The organism is Streptomyces sp. NPDC001515 (genome assembly GCF_053597115.1).
On the sequence record NZ_JBSFHN010000007.1, the window covers coordinates 63,671 to 86,175 of the forward strand.

17 protein-coding genes are annotated in these 22,505 nt (G+C 75.0%); 4 read left to right on the plus strand and 13 right to left on the minus strand.

Annotated elements, in window-relative coordinates; translation table 11 throughout:
* Positions 1-45: 45 nt before the first annotated feature.
* Positions 46-1,677 (plus strand): ABC-F family ATP-binding cassette domain-containing protein, encoded by a 1,632-nt coding sequence (locus tag ACWCXC_RS10195; protein ID WP_450887931.1) that lies wholly within the window; start codon positions 46-48, stop codon positions 1,675-1,677.
* 36 nt (positions 1,678-1,713) lie between these two features.
* Here ACWCXC_RS10195 and ACWCXC_RS10200 read toward each other — a convergent pair whose 3' ends face one another.
* Both ACWCXC_RS10200 and ACWCXC_RS10205 read right to left on the minus strand, forming a co-directional pair.
* Entirely contained in the window at positions 1,714-3,903 is a 2,190-nt protein-coding gene (locus tag ACWCXC_RS10200; RefSeq protein WP_450887933.1) for an alpha-galactosidase, read from the minus strand.
* 180 nt (positions 3,904-4,083) lie between these two features.
* On the minus strand, positions 4,084-4,983 hold the full coding sequence (locus ACWCXC_RS10205; protein WP_450686197.1) for a hypothetical protein: 900 nt from the start codon (positions 4,981-4,983) through the stop codon (positions 4,084-4,086).
* Between the two features lie 338 nt (positions 4,984-5,321).
* On the opposite strand from ACWCXC_RS10205, the gene rsgA reads away from it, so the two are divergent.
* Together rsgA and ACWCXC_RS10215 are read left to right on the plus strand one after the other, a co-directional pair.
* Positions 5,322-6,428, plus strand: coding sequence for a ribosome small subunit-dependent GTPase A (gene rsgA / locus ACWCXC_RS10210; RefSeq protein WP_450686198.1), 1,107 nt, complete (start codon positions 5,322-5,324; stop codon positions 6,426-6,428).
* A 68-nt stretch (positions 6,429-6,496) separates the two neighbouring features.
* Entirely contained in the window at positions 6,497-7,012 is a 516-nt protein-coding gene (locus ACWCXC_RS10215; RefSeq protein ID WP_450887936.1) for a GNAT family N-acetyltransferase, read from the plus strand.
* A 91-nt stretch (positions 7,013-7,103) separates the two neighbouring features.
* Here ACWCXC_RS10215 and ACWCXC_RS10220 read toward each other — a convergent pair whose 3' ends face one another.
* Genes ACWCXC_RS10220 through ACWCXC_RS10235 form a run of 4 tightly spaced genes read right to left on the minus strand, consistent with a single transcriptional unit; the run spans position 7,104 to position 11,917 of the window.
* Positions 7,104-8,240: an XdhC family protein gene (locus tag ACWCXC_RS10220; RefSeq protein WP_450887938.1), complete on the minus strand. Its 1,137-nt coding sequence runs from the start codon at positions 8,238-8,240 to the stop codon at positions 7,104-7,106.
* Entirely contained in the window at positions 8,233-10,371 is a 2,139-nt protein-coding gene (locus ACWCXC_RS10225; protein WP_450887940.1) for a xanthine dehydrogenase family protein molybdopterin-binding subunit, read from the minus strand. Before ACWCXC_RS10225 ends, ACWCXC_RS10220 begins: the two co-directional genes overlap by 8 nt.
* The gene (locus tag ACWCXC_RS10230) at positions 10,368-11,357 is read right to left on the minus strand and encodes an FAD binding domain-containing protein (RefSeq protein WP_450887942.1); all 990 of its coding nucleotides are present in this window, start codon (positions 11,355-11,357) and stop codon (positions 10,368-10,370) included. Before ACWCXC_RS10230 ends, ACWCXC_RS10225 begins: the two co-directional genes overlap by 4 nt.
* A complete protein-coding gene (locus ACWCXC_RS10235) occupies positions 11,354-11,917 on the minus strand; it encodes a (2Fe-2S)-binding protein (protein WP_450686424.1) in 564 nt (187 codons plus the stop codon). The genes ACWCXC_RS10230 and ACWCXC_RS10235 overlap by 4 nt, the downstream gene beginning before the upstream one ends.
* 251 nt (positions 11,918-12,168) lie before the next feature.
* Here ACWCXC_RS10235 and ACWCXC_RS10240 point away from each other — a divergent pair, with 251 nt between their 5' ends.
* Complete coding sequence (locus ACWCXC_RS10240) at positions 12,169-12,750, plus strand: TetR/AcrR family transcriptional regulator (protein ID WP_450887944.1); 582 nt, start codon at positions 12,169-12,171, stop codon at positions 12,748-12,750.
* Positions 12,751-12,816: 66 nt separating this feature from the next.
* On the opposite strand, the gene ACWCXC_RS10245 is transcribed toward ACWCXC_RS10240, so the two are convergent.
* From ACWCXC_RS10245 to ACWCXC_RS10275, 7 genes are all read right to left on the minus strand, one after another.
* On the minus strand, positions 12,817-14,109 hold the full coding sequence (locus ACWCXC_RS10245; RefSeq protein ID WP_450887946.1) for a vWA domain-containing protein: 1,293 nt from the start codon (positions 14,107-14,109) through the stop codon (positions 12,817-12,819).
* Entirely contained in the window at positions 14,106-15,344 is a 1,239-nt protein-coding gene (locus ACWCXC_RS10250; protein WP_450686221.1) for an AAA family ATPase, read from the minus strand. Before ACWCXC_RS10250 ends, ACWCXC_RS10245 begins: the two co-directional genes overlap by 4 nt.
* A gap of 208 nt (positions 15,345-15,552) precedes the next feature.
* Positions 15,553-16,941, minus strand: a complete 1,389-nt coding sequence (locus tag ACWCXC_RS10255; protein WP_450887948.1) for a hypothetical protein — start codon at positions 16,939-16,941, stop codon at positions 15,553-15,555.
* A gap of 256 nt (positions 16,942-17,197) precedes the next feature.
* Positions 17,198-18,667, minus strand: coding sequence for a hypothetical protein (locus ACWCXC_RS10260; RefSeq protein WP_450887950.1), 1,470 nt, complete (start codon positions 18,665-18,667; stop codon positions 17,198-17,200).
* 68 nt (positions 18,668-18,735) lie between these two features.
* Positions 18,736-19,815, minus strand: coding sequence for an LLM class flavin-dependent oxidoreductase (locus tag ACWCXC_RS10265; protein WP_450686022.1), 1,080 nt, complete (start codon positions 19,813-19,815; stop codon positions 18,736-18,738).
* Positions 19,812-21,203, minus strand: a complete 1,392-nt coding sequence (locus tag ACWCXC_RS10270; protein WP_450686021.1) for an NtaA/DmoA family FMN-dependent monooxygenase — start codon at positions 21,201-21,203, stop codon at positions 19,812-19,814. Before ACWCXC_RS10270 ends, ACWCXC_RS10265 begins: the two co-directional genes overlap by 4 nt.
* 18 nt (positions 21,204-21,221) lie before the next feature.
* A complete protein-coding gene (locus ACWCXC_RS10275) occupies positions 21,222-22,445 on the minus strand; it encodes an LLM class flavin-dependent oxidoreductase (RefSeq protein ID WP_450887953.1) in 1,224 nt (407 codons plus the stop codon).
* Positions 22,446-22,505 lie beyond the last annotated feature (60 nt).

Here is a 22,505-nt window from a genome sequence, read left to right on the forward strand (position 1 = left end):
CCCGCCGACCGGCGCGCCGTCCAACGACCCCGTAGGAGTTCCCTCATGAACGAGCGCCACCCCCTGCCCCCGTCCGCCCTGCTCGCCCACGACCTCGTCCGCGTCCTCGGCGGACGGCGCGTCCTGGACGGGGTGTCCCTCACCGCGTCCCCCGGCCACCGCATCGGCCTGATCGGGGAGAACGGGGCCGGCAAGTCGACGCTGCTGCGGTTGCTGGCCGGCGCGGACGAACCGGACTCCGGCACCGTGACCCGCCCCGCCGACGTGGGCTTCCTCCACCAGGAGATGGCGTACGACGCCAGGGCGACGATCGCCGACGTCCTGGACGAGGCACTGCGCGAGGCCCGCGCCGATGTCGCGGAGCTGGAACGGCTCTCCGGGCGGCTCGCCGCGACCGACGAGAGCTCCCCGGCGTACGCCGCGCTGCTGGAGGCGTACGGCGGGATGCTGGAGCGGGCCGAGGAGCGTGAGGTCTGGGACGCCGACCGGCGCGCCGGCGTCCTGCTGACGGGACTCGGTCTCGGCGCGCTGGAGCACGGGAGGACCCTCGGATCGCTGTCGGGCGGCCAGCGCGGCCGGCTGGCGCTCGCGGCGCTGCTGGTGCGGCGTCCCGGCGCCCTGCTGCTGGACGAGCCGACGAACCATCTCGACGACGAGGCGGCGGCGTTCGTCGAGGAGCAGATGCGCGCCGTGGCCGGTCCGGTGGTGATCGCCAGCCACGACCGGGCCTTCCTGGACGCCGTCTGCACGGACCTGATCGACCTCGATCCCGCGGTGGACGGCCCGGTGCGGTACGGCGGGGACTACACCGGCTATCTGGCCCAGAAGCGTGCCGAACGGGCGCGCTGGGAGCGGCGGTTCGCGGAGGAGGAGCAGGAGCTGTCCGCGCTGCGGCGGTCGGCGGACGTGACCGCCCGCGCGGTCGCGCCGGACCGGGCCCCGCGCGACACCGAGAAAATGGGGTACGGGCTGCGGGCGGGCCGGGTGCAGAGCCAGATCGCCCGCCGGGTCCGCAACGCCTCGCGCCGGGTGGAGGAGCTGGAGCGCAACCGGGTGGCGGAGCCGCCTCCGCCGCTGCGGTTCCGGCACACCGCCCTGGCCGGGGAGTCGGAGGACGGGATCCTGGTGTCGCTGCGCGATGTCAGCGTCCCGGGCCGGCTGGCGGTCGGCCGTCTCGATGTGACGGCCCGGGACCGGCTGCTGGTGACCGGCGGCAACGGAGTGGGGAAGTCGACGCTGCTGGCGGTCGTCGCCGGGAGGCTGGAGGCGCACGGGAAGGTGGAGCGGCGGCCGGACCTGTTCTGGGCGATGCTCGCCCAGGACACCCGCTTCTCCCGGCCCGAGCGCACGGTCCGCACGGTGTACGAGTCGGTGCTCGGCGCCGAGCGGGCGGAAGCCGTGCCGCTCGCCTCGCTGGGGCTGATCCACGACCACGACCTCGACACCCCGGTGGGCCGGCTGTCGGCCGGCCAGCGGCGGCGGCTCGCCCTGGCGATGCTCACCGCGCGCCCCCCGCAGCTCCTGCTGCTGGACGAGCCGACGAACCATCTGTCGCCGCGCCTGTGCGACGAGTTGGAGGACGCCCTCGGCCCCGGGCCCGGAGCGGTGGTCGTGGCCAGTCACGACCGCTGGCTGCGCCGGCGCTGGCAGGGCCGGGAGATCCGGCTCGGCGCGTGAGCGCCCGGGGGCCCGCGGGCCCCCGGGCGGCCTCCCTCAGCCGACCCGGGACTCCTCACCGACCTCGATCAGGAGGGCCTGGGCGGGGTCGAGGGTGGGGAAGGGCAGTCCGGCGCGGGTGAGGACGGTGCCGGGGAGCGATATCCAGCCGTCGAGCGCCGCCTCGTACCAGGCGGGGGCGGTCACCTCGTGCAGGGACGGCAGTCCGGCCTCGGTGCGGATCCTGAGGCCGTAGGTGCGGTCCGGTGCGAGGCCGGGGAGGGGGACCCGGCCGGACTGGGCGGGTACGGACGTCTCGGTGCGGGTCCAGCAGTACAGGGCGGAGCGGGCGTCGTGGGCGACGACGCCGTGGAGGTGTGTGGCGTCGTCGCCGAGGTCGGCGCGGACGACGCGTCCGGTGTGGAGCAGGCCGCGTACCTCTTTGTAGAGGGCGGCCCAGCGGGTGAGCGCGGTGCGTTCGTCGGGGGTACGGGCGGTGAGGTCGTCCTCGATGCCGGCATGGCCGAACAGGGCGGTGATCAGGCGGAAGGAGAGGTCGGTGGTGCGGGCGGTGGTGTGGCTGCGGGGACCGCCGACGTGGGCGCCGACGAGTTCGGGGGGCAGGAGTTGCGCGGTCCAGCGCTGGACGGCCTGGCGTTCGACGGGGTCGTTGCAGTCCGAGGCCCAGACCCGGTCCGTGCGGGCGAGGATGCCGAGGTCGGTGCGGCCGCCGCCGCTGGAGCACGACTCGATCTCCAGGCGGGGGTGGCGGGCCCTGAGCGTGTCCAGGAGCCGGTACAGGGCGCGGGTCTGGGCGTGGGTGCCGGGCCGGTCGCCGTGGCGGGGGTCGCGGTGCACGGCCTCGTGCAGGTCGCGGTTGTGGTCCCACTTCAGGTAGTCGATGCCGTAGGTGGCGACCAGGGCGTCCAGGGTGTCCAGGAGGTGGGTGAAGGCGTCCTCGTGGGCGATGTCGAGGACGTACTGGTGGCGGGAGGCCGGTCCGAGGCCGGCGGACGGGCCGAGGATCCATTCGGGGTGCTCGCGGGCGAGTTGTGAGTCGAGGTTGACCATCTCGGGTTCGACCCAGAGCCCGAATTCCATGCCGTGGGCGTGCACCCGGTCGGCCAGCGGGCCAAGCCCCTCGGGCCAGACCGCGGGGTCGACGGTCCAGTCGCCGAGGCCGGCGGTGTCGTCGCGGCGGCCGAGGAACCAGCCGTCGTCCAGGACGAGGCGTTCCACGCCGACGGCGGCGGCCGCGTCGGCCAGGGCGAGGAGCCGTTCGGGCCGGTGGTCGAAGTAGACGGCCTCCCAGGTGTTGAGGGTCAGCGGGCGCGGGGTGGAGGGGTGGCCGGGGCGGGAGCGGAGCAGGGTCTGGAAGCGGTCGGCCAGGCCGTCGAGACCGTCGGCCGACCAGGCGAAGAAGCACTCGGGCGCGGTGTAGGCGTCGCCGGGGGCGAGCCGGATCTCGCCGGGCACGAGGAGCTCACCGCCGCCGAGGACGGCCCCGTGCACGCCCGCGCCCTCGGGCCGGCGCTCGGCCAGCCAGCGCTGGTTGCCGCTCCAGCCGACGTGGAGCGCCCACACCTCGCCCTCGCGGAAGCCGAAGCCGGGCACGCCCACGGTGAGCAGATGCGGTGCGTCGTGGCCGGGGCGGCCCCGGCGGACCTCGCGGACATGGCCGGTGTGGGTGAGCGGGGCGCGCTGCGGGGCGCGTTCGCGGCACCAGGTGCCGGTGAAGTCCATGATCTCCTGGGCCCTCGCGGGCAGCGGGAGCAGCACGGTGGCGGCCGTGAGGTCGTAGGGGGCGGGGCCGGGGGCGTCGTCCGGGGCCGTGATCCGGGCACGCACGGCGAGGATGCCGGAGGGGTCGAGCCGATAGGTGAGGGTGAGGTCGAGTCCCGCGTCGTCGTCGTGGAGGCCGATCACCAGGGTGTCGGCGCTCTCCTCGGTGCCGGTCGTCCGGAGCCGGGGGGTGGTCGCGGTGCCGGCGCGGTGCCCCTCGTGGCCCGGGGTCCCCGACCAGCCCTCGGCCTGAGTGGGCCAGACCGTGAACCGGCGGGGCTCGTCCAGCGCGCAGTGCAGCCCCGCACCGTCCCCCGACAGGGCCAGGGCCGCGAGCCCGTCGCCGTCGAGCGGGCCGAGGTCCTCGCCCCAGTGCAGCACGCGGGGCAGCGGAGCGAGCAGTTCGACGACGAAGCTCACCCCGCCCGCGCGTAGATGGACGATCCGGGCGGTGCTGCGGGTCATGCGGGGTCCTCTCCGGTCCGGGGCCGAGCTACGGCATGGGTGAGGCAACCGCCCCCGGGACCGGTGCGGCACCGCGGGAGCCGTCACGGCTTCCCCGCTGCCGCCTCCCGGATCACCCGGACGGGCACCTCACCCGCCATGGCATGCCCATGCTGCGGCGGCCGGAACCCCGGTGTCCGCTCACTCGTAGTCCAGGAAGCAGTGCGCGGCGATCCCGGCCGTGGGATAGCCGACGCCGGTGTCCGTGAGCATGCGGACCAGGAACTCGGCGACCCCGCAGTCGTAGCGCTCCCAGGCGTCGCCGTCGGAGGCGTCCTCCTCCCAGCCGCCGAGGTCCGTGCGGACGGCGACGGTCCAGTCGTCCGGGTCGGCCGCGCCCGTCCGCCACATGAACTCCAGCTCCTGGTCGGACGACCCCCACCGCAGCAGCCCGCCCGGGGCCGGGAAGACGGGCACGCCGCGTCCGGCACCGCTCCCGGCCGCGTCCGTCCCGGCCCAGCGGACCAGATCGAGCCCGCGCCTGCCGGGCATCAGCAGGTCCACGTAGAGGTCGAAACTGCCGCACCCGAAGAGGTCCACGAGCGCCTTGTAGTCGGCCGGCAGCCGCGTCCCGAGCTCCTCCTCCGCCCTTCGCCAGTCCACCGGTGTCCGGGGCACCGGCTCCCAGCCGGTGAGCAGCCTCAGCCGCTCGACCCAGTCGGCGTCCTGCGGCAGTCCCCCGGCGGCGGGATCCTCGCGGTGGGCGACGACCGCCACCTGCCGCTCCCGTCCCGCTCCCCCGTCGAGCACGGCGCAGCCGATCCAGTCGTTCCAGTGGGCCCACGCGCGCAGTTCCCGCACGTCGTCCCCGAGGGCGTCCACGAGCGGCCGGCCGGTCCGCGCGGTGGCGGCCACCGCGCTCCTGCCTCCGGTACGCAGCGTTCTCGGCGTCCCGGCCCTGCCCGAGACGGCGTCGAGGAGGTCGTCGAAGTCCGTCCCGTCCGGCACGTCCAGCAGGACGGCGGCGCGGGGTGCGGGGGCGGGTCCCAGCACGGGACGCAGATGCTGCCAGATGGTGTCCAGGAACGGGTGATCGGCCATGGGGGAAGTGAAGCGCATCCCACTGACAGTCCCGGACCGTCGTCCCGCGCCGCCGGGCCTCCACCTCTCGCGGCGGCGTGCCGGGACCGCGCGCTCCGTGGACGCTGGTCGACCGCCGGCTCGGGTGATAGCCTTCTCAAGGAATTTTCGGCTGGTGACGACATGAGGGAGGTGAGGTTCATGACCGCGGTGGAGACCGCTGCCTTCGGCAGCACCCGGGCCATCCTCACGTCCCGGGTCCCGGTCTGAGTTCGTTTCTCCTCCACCCTGCTTGGAGCGTGTTCGCTCGCGTGGCGGCGTGACGTCCTGACGGGACCCTCGTTCAAAGGTCTCCGACGTTGTCATCCACCTTCTCCACCTCTTCCTCGTCATCCGATCCAGCCGGTTCCACCCTGGCCGCGTTCGGGTGGGACGAAGCGTTCGACCGTGATTTCGCCGCGCATCGCGCCGACGGCCTCGTTCCCGCCCGGATCGTCCGGGTGGACCGCGGCCGGTGCGACGTGGTCACCGAGTCCGGCCCGGTGCGGGCGGGCTCCCCGGCGGTGTCGTCGCCGGACCCCCTCCTGTCCCCCTGCACCGGCGACTGGGCCGCTCTGCGCACCGGCTCCGATCCGCAGCTGGTGGCCCTGCTGCCCCGACGGAGCGTCATCGTGCGCTCCGCCGCCGACCGTTCCTCCCACGGGCAGGCCCTGGCCGCCAACATCGACACCGTGGTCGTCGCCGTCTCCCTGGCGGCCCCGCCGAACCCCGGCCGGATCGAACGACTGCTCGCGCTGGCGTGGGACAGCGGTGCCGTGCCCGTGCTGGCACTCACCAAGCAGGACCTCGCGGACCCGGCCGACGCCGACGCCGCGCAGACCGAGGTCGCCGCGCTGGCGCCGGGCGTCGACACCGTGGTCACCAGCGCCGCCACCGGTGCCGGACTGGACATCCTCACCGCGCTGGCCCACGGCACCACGGTGCTGCTCGGCCCCTCGGGCGCGGGCAAGTCCACGCTGGCCAACGCGCTGCTGGGCGCCGAGGTCCTGGCCACGGGAGCGGTCCGGGCCCAGGACGGCAAGGGCCGGCACACCACCGTCCACCGCGAACTGCTCCCGCTGCCCGGCGGGGGCGTGCTCATCGACACCCCGGGGCTGCGCGGGATCGGACTGCAGGACGCCGCCGAGGGTCTGGAGCAGGTCTTCGCGGAGATCGAAGCCCTCGCCCAGGAGTGCCAGTTCCGGGACTGCGGGCACGACAGCGAGCCCGGCTGCGCGGTCCGGCGCGCGATCCGCTCCGGCGGGCTGAGCGAACGCCGTCTGGAGAGCTACCGCAAGCTGCTGCGCGAGAGCGAATGGGCGGCCTCCCGCAGCGACGCCAGAATGCGGGCCGGCCGCACCGACCAGCAGAAGTCCATCACCCGGCATCTGCGCGCGACCTACCGCTTCCGCGAGCGCCAGCAGTGACGGCGCACGGCAGCACCGCTCCGACCTCCCTTCCCCTTCCTCTCCACGAAACGGACCCGGCTCTTCCCATGAACGACTCCGTCATCTGGACCACCCGCCCCGAAACGCCCGCCGACGCCCATGCGATCCGCGAGGTCAACCTCGGCGCGTTCCCGACCCCGTTGGAGGCCGATCTCGTCGAGGCCCTGCGCACCGATCCGGCCTGGATTCCCGGCCTCTCCCTGGTCGCGGAAGCCCCGGACGGCACCCTCGCGGCCTTCGCGCTGCTGACCCGCTGCCACATCGACGACGCCCCGGCCCTGGTTCTGGGCCCGTGCGCGGTGCGTCCCGCGTATCAGCGGACGGGCGCGGGATCCGCCGTGATCCGTGCCGCGCTCGACGCCGCCCGCGCGCGGGGCGAGAACATCGTCACCTGCCTGGGGCACCCGGAGTACTACCCGAGGTTCGGCTTCACCCCGGCCTCGCGGTACGGCATCCGGCCCGCCTTCGAGGTTCCCGACGAGGCGATGATGGTCCTGGTCCTCGACACCACCGTCCCCGCCCCGGCAGGCACCATCCACTATCCGGCGCCCTTCGGCGTCTGACGGACGCGGGAACGGCCGGCCCCTCGCTCGACGGCGGGGGGGCCGGCCGGCTGTGGCGCCCGTGCGTGCGGGCCGCACACCGGGCGTACGTTCACGGGTCCGTGGTGACGGGCAGCGGTTCCCCGGCGTCGTGGTGGATGGGTGTGCCCGCCCCGGTCAGCCGGGCGCCCGTGCCGCCCCGGCGTTCGGCGACGATCTCGGCGGCGATGGAGAGGGCGGTCTCCTCCGGGGTACGGGCGCCGAGGTCGAGGCCGATCGGGGAGTGGAGGCGGTTGAGTTCCCGGTCGGTGAGGCCGGCTTCGCGCAGGCGGCGTTCGCGGTCCTCGTGGGTGCGGCGGGAGCCCATCGCGCCGACGTAGGCGACGGGGAGGCGAAGGGCGGTCTCCAGGAGCGGGATGTCGAAGCGGGGGTCGTGGGTGAGGACGCAGAGGACGGTGCGGGCGTCGGTCGCGGTGCTCGCGAGGTAGCGGTGCGGCCAGTCGACGACGAGTTCGTCCGCGTCGGGGAAGCGCGCCCGGGTGGCGAAGACCGGGCGGGCGTCGCAGACCGTCACATGGTGGCCGAGGAACTTGCCGGCCCGCACGAGCGCCGTGGCGAAGTCCACCGCGCCGAAGACGATCATCCGGGGCGGCTCCAGGCTGGACTCGACGAACAGCGTCAGTCCGCCGGGGCAGCCCGAGCCGTCCTCCGCCAGCTCGGCGGAGCCCGTGCGCCCGGCGTCCAGCAGGGCGCGGGCCTCGGCCGCCGCCACCCGGTCCAGCTCCGGCCGTCCGCCGAGCGTGCCCTCGTACGCGCCGTCGGAGCGCACCAGCAGCGCCTGCCCGAGGAGGTCGTCCGGCCCCCTGGCGACCCGGGCGAGCGCGGCCGGCTCCCCGCGCACCGCGGCCTCGAACGCCGCCGCGAACACCGGCGTTCCGGCGCGCACCGGGGTGACCAGGACGTCGAGGACACCGCCGCAGGTCAGTCCCACGGCGAAGGCGTCCTCGTCGCTGTAGCCGAACCGGCCGCGCACGGTCCGGCCGTCCCGGAGCGCCTGGACGCAGAGTTCGTAGACCTCGCCCTCGACGCAGCCGCCGGAGACCGAGCCGATGGCGGTGCCCTCGGTGTCGACGGCCAGGGCTGCGCCGGGGCCCCGGGGGGCGCTGCCGCCGACCCGCACCACGGTGGCGACGGCGAAGTCCCGGCCCTCCCGGGACCATTGGCGCAGGTCGGCGACGATGTCAAGCACCCGGTGCTCCCTCCTGCGCCGCGGTGAGGACACGGTCCGGGCGGATCGGCAGGCTGCGGTGGCGCACGCCGGTCGCGTGCCAGACGGCGTTGGCGACGGCGGCGGCCGCACCGACGATGCCGACCTCGCCGACGCCCTTGATCCCGACCGGGTCGTTCGGGTCGTGGTCGTCGACCCAGTCCGCCTCGACGCGGGTCACGTCGGCGTGGGCGGCGACGTGGTATCCGGCCAGGTCGGCGCTGACGTAACCGCCGGAGTGCCGGTCGCGGACCGCTTCCTCGTGCAGGGCCATGGACAGGCCCCACGTCATGCCGCCGACAAGCTGGCTGCGGGCGGTCAGCGGGTTGACGACGGTGCCCGCGGCGAAGATGCCGAGCATCCGGCGCACCCGCACCTCTCCGGTGGTGGTGTCGACGGCCGCCTCCGCGAACTGGGCTCCGTAGGTGTGCCGTTCGAGCTGGGCCAGCGCCTGGACGGCCTCGGTGGTATCGGACCGGGTGGTGAGGCCCTCGGGCGGGATCGTCCCGCCGAGCGCGAGCATCTCGCGCAGTTCCCCGGCCGCGAGCCGCACGGCCCACGCCCAGGAGCGGGTGCCCATGGAGCCGCCCGCGATCCACGCGGGGCCGATGTCGCTGTCGCCGATCAGGATCCGGACGCGGCCCGGGTCCACACCCAGCGCGTCGGCCGCGACGGAGGTCATCGCGGTCCGGGCGCCCGTGCCGATGTCCGCGGCGTTGACCCGTACGGTGAACCGGCCGTCCGGCAGGGCGGTCGCGGACGCCGTGGACGCGCCGGCGCCGGCGGGGAAGGTGGCCGCGGCCACCCCGGTCCCCAGGAGCCACCGCCCTTCGCGGCGGATGCCGGGGCGGGGGTCCCGGCCGGCCCAGCCGAACCTGCGGGCACCCTCCTCCAGGCACGCCCGCAGATTCCGCTTGCTGAACGGCAGTCCGGACACCGGTCCGGTCTCCGGCTCGTTGCGCAGCCGCAGCTCGACCGGGTCCAGGCCGCACTTCTCCGCCAGTTCGTCGACGGCCGACTCCAGGGCGAAGGAGCCCGGTGTCTCGCCGGGGGCCCGCATCCACGTGGGCGTCGGTACATCGAGCCGCACCACGCGGTGTCCGGTGCGGTGCGCGTCGGCGTCGTACATGACCCGGGAGACCGTGGCGCCGGGCTCGATGAACTCGTGCACGGTGGAGGTGAGGCTGAGCGACTGGTGGTCGAGGGCCAGCAGCCGGCCGTCGGCGTCGGCGCCGAGCGTCACGCGCTGGTGCGTGGGGCTGCGGAAGCCGACGAGGGTGAACATCTGGCGCCGGGTCAGCACCACGCGGACGGGGCGGTGCAGCATCGTGGTCGCCATCACGGCGCCCACCTGGTGGGGGGCGAGTCCCTTGGAGCCGAAGCCGCCTCCGACGTGTTCGGAGCGGACGCGGACGGAGCCGGGGTCGAGGGAGAACAGCGAGGCGAGTTCGCTCGCGACCCAGGAGGTGCCCTGGTTGGAGTCGACGACCTCCAGCCGGCCGCCGTCCCAGCGCGCGGTCGCCGCGTGCGGCTCCATGGAGTGGTGGTGCTCCTCGGGGGTCGTGTACTCCTCGTCCACGACGTACGCGGAGGCCCTCAGCCGTTCCGCGAGGTCGCCCTTGTCGGTGCCGGCGTCGGGCATGGCCTCCTCGGGGACGTAGGCGCCGGGGTGGCCGGCGGCGAACTCCACGTCGTGCGGCTCCCGCTCGTACTCCACGAGCAGCGCGCCCGCGGCCTCCCTGGCCTGTTCGGAGGTCTCGGCGACGACGAGGGCGACGGGCCAGCCCAGGAACGGGATCCGGTCGTGCTGAAAGAGGCCGACGACCGGGTTGGGCGATCCCAGCATGCCGATGTACCCGGTGTCGACGCGGGGAGCGTTGCCGTGGTGGAGCACGGCCAGGACCCCGGGCATGGCGAGGGCCGGGGCGTCGTCCAGGGAGCGGATGCGGCCGCGCGCCACGGTCGACAGGACGAACCAGCCGTGGGCGAGGCCGGCGAACGGGATCTCGCCCGCGTAGCGGGCGGCCCCGGTGACCTTGTCCCGGCCCTCCACGCGCGTCCGGGCGGTGCCGACGGCGCGGCCGGTGGTCGTGGTGTCGGTCGTCGTGGTCATCGGGCGGCCTCCTGGGCGAGTTCGGTGAGGACGGCGACGACGAGGTTGCGCATCAGCGTCACCTTGTACCCGTTGTCCGGAAGGGCCCGCGCGCCGGCCAGTTCGGCGTCGGCGGCCGCGCCGAAGGCCGCCGTGTCCGCCGGGCCCCCGGTCAGGACGCGTTCGGCCGCGTGGGCCCGCCAGGGCCGCGAGGCGACCGCGCCCAGGGCGAGGCGCGCCTCGCGCACGACGCCGTCGCGGATGTCGAGTCCGGCGGCGACCGAGCCGATGGCGAAGGCGAACGAGGCGCGCTCGCGCACCTTGCGGTAGCGGGAGTGCGCCGCGGCGGCGGCCGTCGGCACCGTGACGCCCGTGATCAGCGCCCCGGGCGGCAGCTCCGTCTCCAGGTGCGGGGTCACCCCCACGGGCCGGTAGAACGCGGACAGCGGCAGGACGCCGGGGCCCTCGGCCGTCTCGTACGACACGACGGCGTCGAAGGCCGCGAGCGCGACCGCCATGTCCGAGGGGTGGGTGGCGACGCAGTGCTCGGAGGCGCCGAGGATGGCGTGGTTGCGGTGCTCGCCCGTGAGGGCGGGGCAGCCGCTGCCCGGGGTGCGCTTGTTGCACGGCCGGGAGGTGTCGCCGAAATAGCCGCAGCGGGTGCGCTGGAGCAGGTTGCCGCCGACGGTGGCCATGTTGCGCAACTGGCCGGAGGCGCCGGCCAGGACGGCCTGGGCGAGGGCCGGGAAGTGGCGCCGCACCTCGGGATGGGCGGCGAGGTCGCTGTTGGTGACGGTCGCCCCGATGCGCAGGCCATCCTCCGTGAACGCGATCTCGCCGAGGGGCAGTTCCTGGACGTCGACGAGGAGCGCCGGGCGCTCCACACCGGCCTTCATGAGGTCGACGAGGTTGGTTCCGCCGCCGAGCAGCCGGGCCTCCGGCTCCGCCGCGAGCAGGGCGACCGCCCCGGCGACGGTGTGCGCCCGCTCGTATCCGAACTCCCTCATGCGGCGGCCTCCTCGGACCCGGCGTCGGCCGCGGTCCGCTCGGCGGCGCGGGCGACGGCCCGGACGATGGACATGTACGCGCCGCAGCGGCAGAGGTTGCCGCTCATCCGTTCCCGGATCTCCTCGTCGGTGAGGGCCGGTGGTCCCGCCTCGGGCCGCACGTCGTCGGTGACGGCGCTGGGCCAGCCGGCGGCGTGCTCCTCGATGACCGCGAGGGCGGAGCAGATCTGGCCGGGGGTGCAGTATCCGCACTGGTAGCCGTCGAGATCGAGGAACGCCTGCTGCACGGGGTGCAGCCGGTCGCCGTCGGCCACGCCCTCGATGGTGGTGACCGCCCGCCCCTCGGCGGCGACGGCGAGCTGGAGACAGGAGACCGTGCGCCGCCCGTCGAGCAGGACCGTACAGGCCCCGCACTGTCCCTGGTCGCAGCCCTTCTTCGTACCGGTCAGATCGAGGCGTTCTCTGAGTGCGTCGAGCAGGGTGGTGCGGTGGTCGACGGGAAGCGTGTATTTTTCGCCATTGATGTGCAGCGTGATGGCGCTGGACGTCGATGGGGACATGATCGGCCTTCCTTCGTACTGCGTGAGCGCGTCGGAACAAGACGAATCCGGTGAACCACCGGACGTGACACGGCGATACGGGTGGAGTGAACGGTGCGGGGGGAGACGGGTCGGCGGGATCGGCCGGAACTACCGCTAGGGTGCGGGGAAGCGGACAGCTGTCCGCTTATCTCCCGAACCTAGCGGACAGCTGTCCGCTCAGCAAGGCCGTTTCGTTGGTGTGTCCGGAAGGAGCAGGTGTGCGGGACGATATGAGCGCCCCTCAGCGCCCGGACGCCCAGCGCAATCGCGAACGCATCCTGGCCGTCGCCCTCGTCGAGCTCACGCGCGCCGCGGACACCCCGGTCAGCGTGATCGCCAAGAAGGCGGGGGTCGGCCAGGGCACGTTCTACCGGAACTTCCCCAACCGCGAGGCCCTGGTCCTGGAGGTGTACCGCTACGAGATGCAGCAGGTCGCCGAGACGGCCGCCCAGTTGCTCCTCGCGCGCCCCCCGGACGTGGCGCTGCGGGAGTGGATGGACCGGCTGGCCCGCTACGCGATGGCGAAGGCGGGCCTGGCCGACGCGCTGCGGACCACGGCGAGCCGCTGCGGCAGCCTGGCCCAGCTCGGGCACGGCCCCGTCACCCACGCCCTCACCCTGCTGCTGGACGCCAACGAGCGGGCGGGCACGATCCGGTCCGGGGTGACGCCGGACGACTTCCTGCTCGCGATCGCGGGACTCTGGCAGCTCGACCCGCACGGCCCGTGGGAGCCGCGCGCGGCCCGCCTCCTGGACCTCGTGATGGACGGTCTGCGCGCCGGGGCCCCGGGAGCGGCCCCTCCCCCGGCCTGAGCCGCGTACGGGGGTGGCGGGACGCACACGTATGGCCCCGCCCGCGCCCGTGCGGCCGCCGGGATCTCAGCGTCCCGTGCCGCCGCGCCCGATCATCACCGTGCGCGCCCAGGAGGGCGGTTCGTCCGGGACGTAGGTGGCGTCGTCCTCGTCCCACGTCGGGAGCCGGGTCCGGTCGAAGAGACCGATCACGGTGCGGCAGGGCGGCGGGGCGGACGGCCACGGCGTCTGTCCGTCGGTGAGGGCCACGACGACGTCTGGGCCGGGGCGGGTGCGCAGCGCACGGGCGAAGCCGTCGCGCAGGTCCGTGCCGCCGCCCCCGGCCAGGGGGATGCCCTCGGCCCGGCACAGCGGGTGCACCACCCGGGTCGCCGCGTCGCACGACAGGACCGTGATCAGGTCCCGACGGCCGCCCACGGCCCGGGAGATGGCCGTGACCTCCAGCAGCGCACTGCCCAGTTCGGTGTCGCTGACGGAGGCGGAGGTGTCGATGACGACGGCGACGCGGGGCGGCCGGCGCCGCAGGCCCGGGAGCACGGCCCCGGGCACGCTCGCCGAACGGCGGGCCGGTCTGCCGTACGAGTAGTCCTCTCCGGCCCCGGGCCCGGAGGCCGCCGAGCGGACGGCGGCCCCGAGCAGCTCCCGCCAGGGCTGCGGCGGGTGGAACACCTCCTCGGCCCAGCGCGCCCAGCCCTCCGAGGTGTCACCGGGCCGCCCGGTGATGCCCCGGGCGACGCGGAAGCGCACCGCGTCCCGTTCCTGGGCGCTCAGACCGTGGGCACCGTCCGGCCCGAGGTCCCACTCCCTCTCCAGCCCGTCGGCGCCGCTGCCGCAGTCCAGCCAGGCAAGGTGCGCGGTGAGCCGGCCGAGCCGGAACCGGGAAAGGTATTGCTCCATCAACTGCCCCTCGGGCAGGGCCAGATCGGCGGGCACCACGGCCCCGGCGGGGCGCGGCAGCGCCTCGTCGAAGGCGTCGTCGTTGATCTCGCAGTCCGCCGCGATGTTCATCCGCAGCCGCTCGGCGCGCCCGGTGAGCCCGTTCCGGCGGGCGTAGGCGTCGCCGCGCCCGTGGTGGTCGCGCAGGAGGTGCGAGACCTCGTGGACCCAGACCGCGGCCAGTTCCTCCACGGGGGTGGCGTCCACGAAGGCGGGTGAGACGTAGCAGCGCCAGAAGCGGTCCACGGCCATGGTCGGCACGCGTCGCGACGCGACGGTGTGCAGGGCGAACAGGGCGGTGGCGAGGTAGGGGCGGGCGCGGGCCGCGTACAGCCGGGCGGCGAAGAGCTTGTCGCGGTCCAGCGCCGCCGTCCTGGCCGGGTCCGTCTCCCAGGCCGGGGTCCCCGGCTCGGCCGGGTTCACCGGCGGGCTCCGGCGGGGGCGGTGGTGCGGGCCGCCGCCCGGTCGGCGCGGCGGGAGATCGAGACCACTCCGGCCATCCTCTCGATGGTCTCCGGCACGTCCCAGTCCTCCTGCCGCAGGGTGGCGAGCGTGGTGGCGGGCACCACCACGAGGTCCGGGGCGCCGGTCTCCAGGGCCCGGACCAGCAGCCGCCACGCCGCGTCCCAGCGGGCCCGGTCCGGCCGCTTCCGGACGGCGGCCACCACCCCGTCGAGTACGGCCTGGCGCAGATCACCCCGCTCGGGCAGAGCGGCGCCGTCCGGGTCGGCGAGCAGCATCTCCGGGTCCGGCAGGTCCATCCGGTCGACGGCGGCCAGCAGCTCCAGCCCCGGTCCGTCCCCGACCGCGCCCCGGACCAGCAGGGAGAGCACCTCGCGGGAGACGTCCGCGGCGGTCGCGAAGGCGATCAGGCGCACGGTCATCTCCCAGCTGCGCGGGGAGGGCCAGGCGCCGCCGCGCCGGGTCTCCCCGCTGGGCAGCCGGTGCACCAGCGCGGGCCGGGCGGCGAGCAGACCGCAGACCGCCCGGCGGGCGAACTCCACGGCCCCGGTGAGCCGTTCGGGGTCCAGCCGGGGCAGGGTCGCACGCGGCCAGGTCCCGCCGAGCCCCCGGACGACGACGTCGTGGTCGTGCACCCACTGCAGGTGGACGAAGCGGTTGGCGAGCGGCGGGCTGAGCTCCCAGCCGTCGGCGGCCGAGGACCGGGGGTTGGCGGCGGCGACGATCCGCACCCCGGGCGGGAGGCGGAGGGCGCCGACGCGCCGCTCCAGGACGAGCCGGAGCAGCGCCGCCTGGACGGCGGGCGGGGCGGTGGAGAGTTCGTCGAGGAAGAGCAGCCCGCGCCCGGCCCGGACCAGGCGCACCGCCCAGTCCGGTGGTGCCATCGGGACGCCCTGTTCGGCGGGGTCGTCGCCGACGATCGGCAGCCCGGAGAAGTCGGACGGCTCGTGGACGCTGGCGATGACGGTCGTCAGCGGGAGGCCGAGTGCGTCGGCGAGCTGGGTGAGCGCGGCGCTCTTCCCGATGCCCGGCTCGCCCCAGAGGAGGACGGGCAGGTCGGCGGCGACGGCCAGGGTCAGCGCCTCCAGTTGTGCGTCGGGGCGCGGTTCGGTCGACGTGGTGTCGAGCAGGGCCGTCAGTTCACCGGCGATGTGGAGCGGGTCGGCGGAAGCGGACAGGGGCGGGGACATCGTCATGAGGGCATCACCTTGGGTTCTCGTAGGTCCGCCACGGCCCGGAGGGGCCGGGCGGGGCCGCCTCCGGGTAAGGACACGGCAGGGCCCGGGTCTCGTCCACCCGGGTCGTTCGTTGGGATCAGACCGGTGCGGGCGTCGGGGCACACGCGTACGCCGTGCGGGGCGTGCGTCCGACGCCCGTGCGCGGCCGGGGCGTCAGGGGGATCGGTCAGCGGCGGCTTCGGCGGCGGGGAGAGCGCGGGCGGACCGGCTCTCCCCGGCGGGTGCGCGGGGCGGGTTCGGCGAGGCCGGCACGGAAGAGCCCGTACGCGATGCGGCGCCGCGCCGCGGATTCCAGCTCGTCCCGCAGCGGGCCGTCGCGCAGCACCGCGTCCGGTCCGAGCAGTCCCTCGACGACGGCGAGCGCACCGCCGATGTCGCCGTGGTCCAGCCGTTCGCGGACCCCGCCGAGGCAGTCCGGGCGGCGGTGCGCCGCGTCGACGGCCTGGAGACAGGGCAAGGGGGTGCCCGTCAGCGCGGCCAGCAGCTCTTCGCGGCGGAGTTCGGCGGGATCGTGGTCCAGCGGGGCCAGGACGCCGTCGACCAGGCCGATCCGGTGCGCCTCGCCCCGGCAGTCCACCAGCCGGACCCGCCCGGCCCCGCCCTCGGCCCCGGCCGGTGCGGGGGCGGAGTGGTCCGGGTACAGGGCGGTGCGCACGAGCGGATGCAGGCGTCCCGGGTCGAGCGCCCCGGCCCGGACCAGCTCCGCGTCGGGCAGGGCCCAGGTGGCGGCGTCGGGGAGCACGGGCGGGATGTCGCCGGCCCGTTCGCCCGGCGGATCCGCGATCCGGAGCACGGGCACCGCTCCCGGCCCGTCGCCGCCGGTGGCCAGGTCGAGCAGGAGCCGGTGTCCGCCACCGAGGCGCACGGCGAACGTCCGGTCCGTACGGGACCCGGCCCGCAGCAGCAGGTCCGCCTCGGCCGCCCACCGGTGCACGGCGCAGCGACGGCCCGCCGGCACCCGTGCGGCGACCGCCGGATCGAGCGCCGGGCCACGGGCGGGACCGGCGGGGCCCGCTCCGGAGCGCTCCCCCAGTTCGGCCGTGCGGCGCGCGTCCCAGAGGTGGCGGTGCAGATCCAGCCGGAAGCGGGCGCTGGGCCGGGGATGCGGGTGGCGGGCCGGGGCCGCGCGGGTCCCGTCCCACAGGGCGAGGCTGATCCGCTGTCCGGCGTCCGCCCAGGCGGGCGGGGTCCGGACGACCAGATGCACGGCCTCCCGTGGACCCGCGTCGCCGGTCTCGTACCGGGCCAGCGGGATCGTCAGCCCCGGGCGCAGCAGCCCGCGCGGAGCGATCCTCGGCAGATGCCAGCGCAGCAGGTCCGGTGCCAGATGGCGCAGGTCGGCCCGGATCCGGTCGGTGAGCTCCCGGCCGTACGCGGCGACCAGGGTGCGCGGTGCGAGGTCGACGTCGACCCCGGCCGCCGCGCAGGCGCCGGCCCAGTCTCCCGCCGTGCGCCGGGCCGTGGCGGTCTCGATCATGGAGGGCGGCACGGCGAACTCGCGCACGCGCAGCCAGAAGGTCAGGAAAGGGTCCCGAAGCGTTCGGTGAGTGGTCATCAGCACTCGCCTTGCTTGTTCGGGTCCCCCCATCTGTGAACAGTCCGGTTCGTCATCGCGGGGCAGCCTAGCGGGCGGCAGTCCCGGGGTCGAGATCTTTTTTTCCTTCGAGGCGGGGTGCCGCCGGTGCGGTGTCCCGGCGACCGGCCCTGCCGACGGGGCGCGGACGGGCGCGCACGGGGCGGCGCCTCGGTGCCCGAGATCGCCTGCTCCAGGTGGGGCCGGGGGCCGAAGGACCGCTGCCGGGCCGGGTGCGTCAGGGGCGAGGCGTCCGCAGGGCCGCGACCGCCCATCTGGCGCGGGTGGACAGGGGGGCGAGCCGCTTGGCCGATTCCTTGCCGATGAGGTCGAGCAGGGTGCGGGCCTGGGCCAGGGTCGTGTGTGCGAGGGCGGCGTCGCCGACTTCGGCGGCGGCCAGGGCGAGTTCGAGGTGCTGTTCGGTGATCAGCCGACCGAGGCCGCGCCGGTGCCATCCGGCCACCTGTTCGTCGGGCGCCGGGCCGCCGAGGCCGACGGCGGCCCTCGCCCATTCCAGTGCCCGGCCCGACGCGACGAGGTCGCCCGCGCGGCGCTCCAGCCAGGCCAGGACGTACGCCTCGGTGGCCCGGCCCGTCGCGGTGTCCTGGAGCGACAGCAGGTTCCTCCCGGCGCGGGCGGCCTGGGCGTGCTCGCCGATCGCCTCCAGGGCGCGGCTCAGTTCGCGCAGCCGTGCGGCGTCCGGGCCGGTGTCGTCGAGCATCCTGATGAGGGCCGTGCGCGCGTGCCCGGTCAGGCCCTGGCGGTGCGCCAGGTCGGCCCAGGTGACGTCGTTCTCGGACCCGGCGTCCTGCCCGTAGCGGCTCGCGTCCTCGGCGCGGGCCCAGGCGACGGCGGTGCGGGCGTCGGTGACCTGTCCCGAGGTGGCCTCGCGCAGGAGCGGCACGTCCTGGTCGCCGCCGTGCAGGGCGACGAGGACGGCGGCCAGCCGCCGTTCCTCGAACCGGTCCGTCCGCTCGGCGCACTCGGCCTCCAACAGGGCGCGCAGCAGCGGCAGATCGTCCGCGCGGCGGTCGAACTGGGCGGCCCGCAGCACTCCGGCGCGCAGCACCGGGTCGGTCGCCGCGCCGGCCGCGGATAGGGTCTCGCCCGCGCGCATCCGGTCCAGGGCCGTCCGCGCCGGGGCGAGGACGACGTCCCGCAGGCACATGCGGTAGGCGTCGTCGGGCAGCCGGTAGGCGCAGAGTTCGGCGGAGTTGAGGAGGAGGTGGTCCGGTTCGGTGCGGGCGGCGGCGGACTCCGCCATGGCCAGGAGTTCGGTGAGCGGCCGGTCCGGGAGGCCGAGTCCGGCGACGAGCGCGGCACGGTCCGCGTCGAGATCGGGGGCGAACTCCTCGCGCGCCTCGTCGTCGCAGGCGCGCACGACGGCCCGCAGCGCCTCCTCGTCCAGGTCGGCGGTGAGCCCCTCGCACCAGCCGGGCAGCCGCACCAGCATCTCCAGCGCCTCGGTGACGCTGTCCGCGATGAGCACGGCGTCGCCCTCCGACGAGGCGTAGAGCACGGCCGTGCCGCCCGAGAGGAAGTAGGTGCCTCCGGTGTCGTCCCCGGCGATCGGCTCCAGGGAGGCGCCGGACGCCAGATGCACGTCCTCCACGTGGTACGCCCGGCTCACGTCGAAGTCGAACGGGAACGCGGCCGTTTGGGCCAGTTCGGGGCGGGTGCGCAGGAGGTGCAGGACGGGGTCGGTCATGCGAGGGAAGCCTACTGAGGGGACCGTCCCGTGCGGCGCCCCGGGTGGCGGGGCGCCGCACGGCGGGCTCAGTGCGCGGAGGCGACGGGAGCGGGGCGGACCGGGGCCCAGGCGAACGGCGGATCGGGGATCTCGCGCCGCAGGACCGGGGCGATCTCGGCCTGGAAGAGTTCCAGCGAGTCGCGGTGGCGTGCGTCACCGAGCCCGCCCGCGTCGGCCTGCAGGTGCAGTACGGTGTGGCCGAGCGCCTCGTGGTAGCGGTGCACCTTCTCGATGATCTGCTGCGGGCTGCCGATCAGGGCGGAACTGCGCTCGACGAAGTCCTCCAGGGTGGTGAAGACCGGTTCGACACCGTGCTGCCGAAGGAAGGCCCGGTGCCCCTCGTAGACCGGCCGGTACGCGGCGACGGCCTCCTGCGAGGTCCGGGCGGTGTGGAACCCGGCCGTTCCGGCGCCGACGACGGCGCGGGCCGGGTCGTGGCCGTGGTGCGCCCACCGCTCCCGGTAGTGGCGGACCAGTTCCGCGTACGGTTCGACGGGGTGGGTGACGTTCGCCGAGAACAGCGGGTCTCCGTAGCGGGCGGCGAGCTCGACCGAGGCGCGGCTGGTGGCGCTGCCGTGCCAGACCCGGACCGGCTGCTGGAAGGGTTTCGGCCAGACCTCGGCCTCGTTCAGGGGCGGACGGAAGCGCGGGGCCGCCGTGACCCGTTCCTCGCGCCACAGCCGGCGGAAGAGTTCGTACCCCTCGGTGTTGCGGTCCCACTGGTCGTCGGCCGTCACCTGGAACAGCTCGCGCTGGGCCGTCCCGTTGCCCTTGCCGATGATCAGGTCGAGGCGTCCGCCGGAGAGCTGGTCGAGGGTGGCGTAGTCCTCGTACGCCCGCACCGGGTCGAGCAGGCTGAGGGTGGTGACGGCGGTGAACAACCGGATCCGCGAGGTGAGCGCGGCGATGTGGCTGAGCACCACCGGGGGCGAGGACGAGAGGAACGGCCGCTCGTGGCGTTCTCCGACGCCGAAGCCGTCGAAGCCCAGCTCCTCGGCGAGCACGGCGTTGTCCACGACCTCGCGGAACCGTTCGTGGGTGGAGCTCAGGACCCCCGTGACCGGGTCCGGGGCGTGGGCGACGAGGGTGATGGCGAGGAACTTCACGAGGCGGCCCGCCGGGTCCGGGCGGCGTCCGGGTGGGCGAGGCCGAGATGGTCGCGCAGGGTCGGTCCCTCGTACTCGGTGCGGAAGACGCCGCGTTCCTGGAGGAGGGGGACGACGGTGTCCGCGAAGCCGTCCAGCCCGCCGGGGGTGAGATGCGGGACGAGGATGAAGCCGTCGGCGGCGTCGGCCTGGACGAAGGAGTCGATGGCGGTGGCGACGGTGTCCGGGGAGCCCACGAAGGACTGGCGGTTGCCGGTCTCGATGACCAGATCGCGGATCGACCAGTTCTTCGCCGCCGCCAGCTCCCGCCATTCACGGGCGGTGGCGACCGGGTCGCGGTACATGCGGACCTGGGCGCGGCCCCGGGCCACGGTGTGTTCGCCGGGGTCGGGGTCGATGTCGGGCAGCGGTCCGTCGGGGTCGTACGCGGAGAGGTCGCGGTTCCACACGAATTCGAGGTGCTTGATCGCGGTGGCTCCGCTGACCTGCTGCCGGCGGACCTCGCGGGCGAGTTCGGCCGCCTCCGCGTCGGTGTCGCCGAGGACGAACGTCGCGGCGGGCAGGATCAGGAGCTGGTCGGGGGTGCGGCCGTAGCGGGCGAGGCGGCCCTTGACGTCGGCGTAGAAGGCCCGGCCCGCCGTGAGCGTGGCGTGCCGGCTGAAGATCGCGTCGGCCTCCGCGGCGGCGAACTCGCGGCCCTCGTCGGAGTCGCCCGCCTGGAAGATCACCGGACGGCCCTGGGGGCTGCGGGGGACGTTGAAGCGCCCTTCTATGGCGAAGTGCCGCCCCCGGTGCGCGAAGGAACCGGCGCGGGCGTCCCGCAGGAACGTGCCGGTGACGGGGTCGGCCACGAGGTCGTCGCGGTCCCAGGAGTCGAAGAGTTCGTGGGCCGTGGCCAGGAACTCCCGGGCCCGGGAGTAGCGCTCCTCCTGCGGGAGGAACCCGCCCCGGCGGAAGTTCTCCCCGGTGAACGCGTCCCAGGAGGTGACGACGTTCCACGCGGCGCGCCCGCCCGAGAGGTGGTCGAGAGCGGCGAACTGGCGGGCCACCTCGTAGGGCTCGTTGAAGGTGGAGTTGATGGTGCCGGTCAGTCCGAGGTGGTCGGTGACGGCGGCGAGGGCCGACAGCACGGTGAAGGTGTCGGGGCGTCCCACGACGTCCAGGTCGTATATCTTCCCGCCCTGTTCGCGCAGGCGCAGCCCTTCGGCGAGGAAGAGGAAGTCGAAGCGGGCGCGTTCGGCGGTGCGGGCGAGATGGGCGAAGGAGCTGAACTCGATATGGCTACCGGAGCGCGGATCGCTCCATACGGTGGTGTTGTTGACTCCCGGGAAGTGTGCGGCGAGGTGGATCCGCTTGACGGGTTTGCCGGTGGCGCGGTCGCTGCTCATGTCGGTGGTCCCTCCGGCTCAGACGGTGGCGTAGCGGTTGGCGGGCCGGGCGAGGCCGAGGAGTCCGCGCAGGGTGTCGGCCTCGTAGGCGGTCCGGAAGGCGCCGCGGCGCTGGAGTTCGGGGACGAGGCCCCGGGTGATCGCGGGGAGGTCGTGCGTGGTGACGGCGGGGCGCAGCCGGAAGCCCGTCAGTCCGGCCTCGCGCCGGTCCAGGAGCAGATCGGCGAGCTGGGCGGGGGTGCCGGTGAACACCTGGGCGTCGCTGGTGTACGCGGCCCCGGCCACCGCGTCGAGCCGGCCGAGTCGGTCCTCGGCGGCGGCGGGGGTCTCGTCGAGGAGGACGACGAGGTCCCCGAAGAGGTGGAGGGGTTCGCCCTCCCGTCCGGCGGCGCGCTGTTCGGCGCGGACCTCGTCGACGATCGCGCGGGCGTGCGGGGTGTCGCGCGGGGTGACGTAGCCGATGTCCGTGGAGCGGGCGAGGAGGCGGTAGGGGACGGTCTGGTGGGCGAGGGCCGTGACCGGGGGCTGGCCCTGCGGGGGCCTGGGGGTGATCGAGGGGCCCTTGACGCTGAAGTGCCGTCCCTCGAAGTCGGTGTAGTGCAGCCGGTCGCGGTCGATGAAGCGGCCGGTGGCGGCGTCGCGGATCTCCGCCCCGTCCTCCCAGCTGTCCCAGAGCCGGCGCACCGCCTCGACGTAGTCGGCGGCCTCGTCGAAGAGTTCGGCGGTGAGGGCGCGGACGGCGGGGGTGTCGCCGTCCTCGATGTCGAAGGCCGGGAAGGTGCGGCGTCCGAAGTGCGCCGCCTCGGTGCGGCGCGGGGAGACCTGGACCCGCACGCCGGCGCGTCCGGTGCTGACGTAGTCGAGGGTGGCGACGGCCTTGGAGATGTGGAAGGGCTCGGTGTGGGTGACGACGACGGTGGGGACCAGCCCGATGTGCCGGGTGAGGGGGGCGACGCGGGCCGCGACGAGGACGGCGTCGAGCCGGCCGCGTTCCCGGTCGGTGCGGTCGTCGGGTCCGTCGTAGCGGGTGGACTGGAGGCGCAGGGCGTCCTCGATGGTCACGAAGTCCAGCAGGCCGCGTTCGGCCTCGGTGACGGTGTCGGTCCAGTACGCGGGGGTGAGGAGTTCTGCGGGGCGGGCGCCGGGCTCGCGCCAGGCGGCCGGGTGCCAGCCGGCGCCGTCGAGGGCGGCGGCGAGGTGCAGCGGGGTGCGGGCGGGGTGCGGCCATGACGATGCGGACACGTGAGGGTGCCTTCCTGATCGACCGTGGAGGATCGCCGGGCCCCGTCGGGGGGCTGCGGC

Excerpts from the sequence above, each read along its gene's own strand:
- ACWCXC_RS10255 (WP_450887948.1), bottom strand. The coding sequence starts at position 16,941 with ATGACCACTCACCGAACGCTTCGGGACCCTTTCCTGACCTTCTGGCTG.
- ACWCXC_RS10250 (WP_450686221.1), bottom strand. The coding sequence starts at position 15,344 with ATGACGATGTCCCCGCCCCTGTCCGCTTCCGCCGACCCGCTCCACATC.
- ACWCXC_RS10205 (WP_450686197.1), bottom strand. The coding sequence starts at position 4,983 with ATGGCCGATCACCCGTTCCTGGACACCATCTGGCAGCATCTGCGTCCC.
- ACWCXC_RS10230 (WP_450887942.1), bottom strand. The coding sequence starts at position 11,357 with ATGAGGGAGTTCGGATACGAGCGGGCGCACACCGTCGCCGGGGCGGTC.
- ACWCXC_RS10260 (WP_450887950.1), bottom strand. The coding sequence starts at position 18,667 with ATGACCGACCCCGTCCTGCACCTCCTGCGCACCCGCCCCGAACTGGCC.
- ACWCXC_RS10200 (WP_450887933.1), bottom strand. The coding sequence starts at position 3,903 with ATGACCCGCAGCACCGCCCGGATCGTCCATCTACGCGCGGGCGGGGTG.
- ACWCXC_RS10225 (WP_450887940.1), bottom strand. The coding sequence starts at position 10,371 with ATGACCACGACGACCGACACCACGACCACCGGCCGCGCCGTCGGCACC.
- ACWCXC_RS10270 (WP_450686021.1), bottom strand. The coding sequence starts at position 21,203 with ATGAGCAGCGACCGCGCCACCGGCAAACCCGTCAAGCGGATCCACCTC.
- ACWCXC_RS10195 (WP_450887931.1), top strand. The coding sequence starts at position 46 with ATGAACGAGCGCCACCCCCTGCCCCCGTCCGCCCTGCTCGCCCACGAC.
- ACWCXC_RS10215 (WP_450887936.1), top strand. The coding sequence starts at position 6,497 with ATGAACGACTCCGTCATCTGGACCACCCGCCCCGAAACGCCCGCCGAC.
- ACWCXC_RS10240 (WP_450887944.1), top strand. The coding sequence starts at position 12,169 with ATGAGCGCCCCTCAGCGCCCGGACGCCCAGCGCAATCGCGAACGCATC.
- ACWCXC_RS10235 (WP_450686424.1), bottom strand. The coding sequence starts at position 11,917 with ATGTCCCCATCGACGTCCAGCGCCATCACGCTGCACATCAATGGCGAA.